At 56.8% G+C, this 4,305-nt stretch carries 7 protein-coding genes; 6 read left to right on the forward strand and 1 reads right to left on the reverse strand.

Annotation, left to right across the window (positions count from 1 at the left end; genetic code table 11):
* From CFR76_RS17595 to CFR76_RS17605, 3 genes are all read left to right on the forward strand, one after another.
* Positions 1 to 600: replication initiation protein (locus CFR76_RS17595; RefSeq protein WP_110557955.1), on the forward strand; the 600-nt coding region annotated here is incomplete at its 5' end.
* Positions 601 to 770: 170 nt separating this feature from the next.
* Entirely contained in the window at positions 771 to 959 is a 189-nt protein-coding gene (gene relB / locus CFR76_RS17600) for a type II toxin-antitoxin system RelB family antitoxin (RefSeq protein WP_064776362.1), read from the forward strand.
* A complete protein-coding gene (locus CFR76_RS17605; protein WP_110557956.1) occupies positions 959 to 1,240 on the forward strand; it encodes a type II toxin-antitoxin system RelE/ParE family toxin in 282 nt (93 codons plus the stop codon). The genes relB and CFR76_RS17605 overlap by 1 nt, the downstream gene beginning before the upstream one ends.
* Before the next feature lie 4 nt (positions 1,241 to 1,244).
* Here CFR76_RS17605 and mobQ read toward each other — a convergent pair whose 3' ends face one another.
* On the reverse strand, positions 1,245 to 2,813 hold the full coding sequence (gene mobQ, locus CFR76_RS17610; RefSeq protein ID WP_110557957.1) for a MobQ family relaxase: 1,569 nt from the start codon (positions 2,811 to 2,813) through the stop codon (positions 1,245 to 1,247).
* 120 nt (positions 2,814 to 2,933) lie between these two features.
* Between mobQ and CFR76_RS17615 the strand changes: the two genes are divergently transcribed.
* From CFR76_RS17615 to CFR76_RS17625, 3 genes are all read left to right on the forward strand, one after another.
* Positions 2,934 to 3,176: a hypothetical protein gene (locus tag CFR76_RS17615; protein WP_006115720.1), complete on the forward strand. Its 243-nt coding sequence runs from the start codon at positions 2,934 to 2,936 to the stop codon at positions 3,174 to 3,176.
* Complete coding sequence (locus tag CFR76_RS17620) at positions 3,173 to 3,613, forward strand: hypothetical protein (RefSeq protein WP_110557958.1); 441 nt, start codon at positions 3,173 to 3,175, stop codon at positions 3,611 to 3,613. The genes CFR76_RS17615 and CFR76_RS17620 overlap by 4 nt, the downstream gene beginning before the upstream one ends.
* A 434-nt stretch (positions 3,614 to 4,047) precedes the next feature.
* The coding region (locus CFR76_RS17625) for a replication initiation protein (protein ID WP_208624032.1) at positions 4,048 to 4,305 on the forward strand (258 nt) is incomplete at its 3' end.

A 4,305-nucleotide genomic window follows, 5' to 3' on the forward strand; every position in this document is an offset into this window, starting at 1 on the left:
CCCGGTGAAGCACCGACAACCCGCATCAGCGCCGCCGATTATGCCGAGACATACGGCGTCGATCTGGATACGGCCTACGACCAGCTACAGGCCGCTGCGAAGGCACTCTACAACCGTTCGATCACCTTCTACGTTCCTGCCTACAGACGAAACGGCAAGCCACTTCCGCCAACACAAGTGCAGATGCGATGGGTCGGCGAAGCGCACTATCACAAGGGTGAAGGGTGGATCGAACTCTTCTGGTGGCACAAAGTCCTTCCCTACCTCACCGGCCTAAAGAAGAACTTCACCAGCTATCAGCTTCAACAGACCTCGGCTCTCCGCTCGATCTATTCATGGAAGCTGCTTGAACTCATGACCCAGTACACTTCAACCGGCTGGATGGAGTTCACCGTTGAGGATTTCGGAGCGTCTATGGACGCAACCGATAAGCAAAGAGCCGATTTCGGCAAGATTCGCACCAAAATCATCGAACCAGCGGTGAGAGAACTGACCGAAAAAGACGGATGGCTGATCGAATGGAAACCTATCAAAAAAGGCCGAAAGGTCGCCAAACTGCGCTTTGACTTCAAACGCAACCCGCAACCGCGATTGCTCTGACCACCCGGACGCCTGTCGGCGGGCTACGCCGCTCCCGCGCTGCGCTCGCTCCGGGTCTGCTCTGCTTTTTGCCGGAAAGTCTGCCTGCTCATGAAGCAAAGAGATTTTAGCGGCTAAAACTACCGTTTTCCGGTAGTATCTGAACTTGATTAAACGAAAGGAGCCGCATGATGAGCGAAGCACTCTCCCCCATCGTCTCCGAGTTCGAGACGGTCGAACAGGAAGCGGCCTATACCGCATGGCTTCAGGCCAAGGTTGCCGCCAGTCTGGCTGATCCGCGCCCACCAATCCCGCACGATGAGGTTGAGCGACGTATGGCCGAACGGCTGGCCAAGCTGCGCAAACGCAAGGCTGCCTGATGCTGCCTATCGTCTGGACAGAAACCGCTGACGAAGACCTTGCGGTCATCACGGAATACATTGGCGAAAACAATGTCGGCGCAGCGGAGCGGCTATGGCATCGGCTCCGTTCCTGCGTTCTGCCCTTATCGGCTCACCCTTACCTCTACCCGATCAGTGAGCGGGTTCCCGGTCTGCGCGAAATCGTAGCCCATCCGAATTACATCATCCTGTATCGGGTGACGGCAACCAGCGTTGAAATCATCAATGTGGTTCACGCCCGCCGCCAGTTCCCCAGTTAAATCCTCACATTCCGAACGATGGACTGTCGTCCCAATCGTCCTCAAAATCGTCTCCCGGATCAGATGCACCGGAAGACGGGGGAGGCGGTTCAACCTTCTGCTTACGCTCCACAACCTGACTTTTCTGCCGCTGCGCCTCTTGTTCGAGGCGCTCCTTCCGTATGGCTTCGGCCTCTCGGTGGAGTCTCAAATCTTCCATCTGCCGGGCTTTGGCGCGTGCAGCGCGTTCTTCTGCAAGTTTGTTGTCACACTCCCGTTTGATGCCATCCAGTGCGAGAGAGCGATAACGCCAGCGATCATCTAACTGTGGGCTGTTCACCTCTGCCAGAAACCACTCCTTGAAGAGCTTTTTCGCAAGCTCCAAAGTAGCCCTAAGACCGGACAAAATACCGGAAGACCGCCGAATATCACTTCGTGCCTGTTCCGCCTGTTCTTTCTTTTCCCGGATCTCTGGCGGGGGACGCAGGCGAGCAAAAAAACCGACTCTGGCCGACCATTCTGAAATCTCTTCCTCGCAATCATCGCGCCATCTTTCTGCATACATGAGGCTGCGACTTTCCTCAGTTATCCGCGCCTCCATCTCCCGGATTTCCTTGGTTTTCTGCGCATATTCAGGAGTATCCTTCACGATCCCCTGGCGCAATCTGACCTCACCCCCGGCCAGCTCATCAGCCGCATGTTTGCGCAAGCCATCAAAGTCCAACAGATCAGGTTTGCGAGCCCTCAAATATGCGTTCCATTCGGCAATAAACCCGGCTTCCTCTCGCGCCCGCCGTTCGCGCTCCGCCTGTAGGTCGATAATTTCCGCCGTCAGGGCCGCTTTCTGCTCATTGTCCTGCTCTATGGCTCTGTTGAGATTGCCACCATCTGTCCGCCGCCCGCGACGCTCTAGGGCTGTCACAGAAGGCCCCAGATGGACTGTTGGCGTTCGGTCGATCCCACGAGCCTTGAGGCTGCGCCGATCGATCCGGATCGCCTCTCCTGCGGCTTCTAAGGCTGCATTGCCCTGCATCTCCCATAGTGCCCGGACTTCCTCAACCAGAACCGCCCCTTTCTCGATGCCTTGCTTGCGCAACTGGGCATCTGACTGCTCGGGCTGCGCCTTGTCTCCGAACACCAGAGCACCAGAAGCATCATGACTGACTTGTCTGGTCGTGGTCAGCACATGGGCATGGTGGTTCCTCTGGTCGCCTTCTTTACCGGGACGATGAATGGCAAAATCCACCGCCACCCCAAAACGCTCGGCAAGGGATCGGCTGAACCGCTCGGTGAGTTCCTGCCGCTGCGCATCCGTCAGCTCGGCTGGAAGTGCAAGCACCCACTCGCGAGCGGTGCGGGCATCCTTCCGCTTCTCGGCGGCTTCCGCCCCGTTCCACAAGGCGTTGCGCTCACAGCCCTGCCCGTCTGGGGTGATAATTCCTGTCGCCACAACACCACGCCGCCGCGTGTAGTCGTGAGCGTTACCGGTGCGATCATCCACCAGAGAGGCGCCAGACCGATACGCGGCGGCGGCAACAGCAGAGCGTCCGTCCTTTCGCGATATCGGTTTGGTTTCGGCGCGATACAGGGCCAAGGTTCTGCTCCAAGGTGGGGTTAAGGGTAGTAACGCCCTTACGCAGGAATTGATTTATCAATTCGTAACTGCGCACTTCGTGATAGAGTTGCATACCTTTATAAGACGGATTTTGCAAAAATGGCTAAAACACTCGATCAGAAAATCGCCGATGCCGAAGCACGATTGGCTCGCCTACGTTTGGAAACAAGGAAGCAGGACACAGGCCGAAAGATCGTGCTTGGTGGTATCCTGCTTTCTGCTGCTGAACATGACCCAGCCATTCGGTCATGGCTTCTCAAACAGGTTGACGGTGACAAGCTGCGCAAAGTCGATGCTGAACGTCTCGCGCCGCTGATCGCCAAGTGGCGGAAAATGACATGACCCCCATCGAGCGCGCCCGCGCACTCCGTCGGGACTATGACGATCTGACCCGGCAGGCACAGGAATCCGGTCACTACTCCGACCCACCGGCGGAGATGGTGGCTAGTCCATCCCTGCCATCGGTCGATCACTGGCAGATCGTCCGGTTTCCGAATGTCGGTCCGGTTCTGGCCGGATGGGCGCGGTCTCATCCAGTTCTCGGCCCATCTGACTGCTGGTTCATCTCAACACCGCTGGAACGCATCGACCCGGCCGGGAAATGGGCATGGTCGAAGAACCACCTGTTCCGGCTTCTCCGACCGGCTGCCCCGCTCAAAGAGGCCGAACGGCTGGCTGGGACGCTTAATCACCCCCGCAAAGCCAATCAGACGCCCCTAGAGCGGCCCGAAAGGAATGAAGGGTTCCCTTATGACCAAACTGGGCTTGAGGCATTCTAGGGGGAGCTCTGTCGATCTCGCTTCCGCCTCACTTCATGTCTCTTGAGCAAATCCCCTATCGCCCGGCTCTCCTGACCTTTCAGGTCCGGAGCGAGCGCAGCGCGGGAGCGCCGTAGGCCGCCGAAGGCGTCCGGACGAGTAACTTACCCACAAGCAACTGCGTTTTTTCTTGTTTTTATCTTGTTTTTAGTGCGATTTTCTCTTTGTTTTCATATGGTTATTCGCACTTAATCTCCCTTTTTTCCGGTTAACTCTCCCTTTTTTCCGGTTAACTCTCCCTTTTTTCCGGCGTAATCCACAACCCTCCCCTTTCAAAAATATGGGAGATATCGTAAATTCTCCCGTAATATCATCGTGGGAGAGTCACCCGTATGTCGGGAGAATTAGAGCCAAAACCCCGCAAAAAAACGCGATCTAAGGCAGCAGAAAAGGCCGTGACCAGCTATAATATCGCTGATCTTGACCGTCCTGCTGGTGAGCGATGGATCACCATGAGCAATGCGCTCACTCGGGCCGGTCATGGTCTCTCACTGTCTGAAAAGCGGATTGTGGCTATGGCCGCTGCGACGCTCGACAGCCGGAAGGCGCTAAAACCCGGTGAAGCACCGACAACCCGCATCAGCGCCGCCGATTATGCCGAGACATACGGCGTCGATCTGGATACGGCCTACGACCAGCTACAGGCCGCTGCG

It is taken from the genome of Komagataeibacter swingsii, from assembly GCF_003207895.1.
Lineage (GTDB): Bacteria > Pseudomonadota > Alphaproteobacteria > Acetobacterales > Acetobacteraceae > Komagataeibacter > Komagataeibacter swingsii.

Excerpts from the sequence above, each read along its gene's own strand:
- relB (WP_064776362.1), top strand. The coding sequence starts at position 771 with ATGAGCGAAGCACTCTCCCCCATCGTCTCCGAGTTCGAGACGGTCGAA.
- CFR76_RS17605 (WP_110557956.1), top strand. The coding sequence starts at position 959 with ATGCTGCCTATCGTCTGGACAGAAACCGCTGACGAAGACCTTGCGGTC.
- CFR76_RS17615 (WP_006115720.1), top strand. The coding sequence starts at position 2,934 with ATGGCTAAAACACTCGATCAGAAAATCGCCGATGCCGAAGCACGATTG.
- CFR76_RS17620 (WP_110557958.1), top strand. The coding sequence starts at position 3,173 with ATGACCCCCATCGAGCGCGCCCGCGCACTCCGTCGGGACTATGACGAT.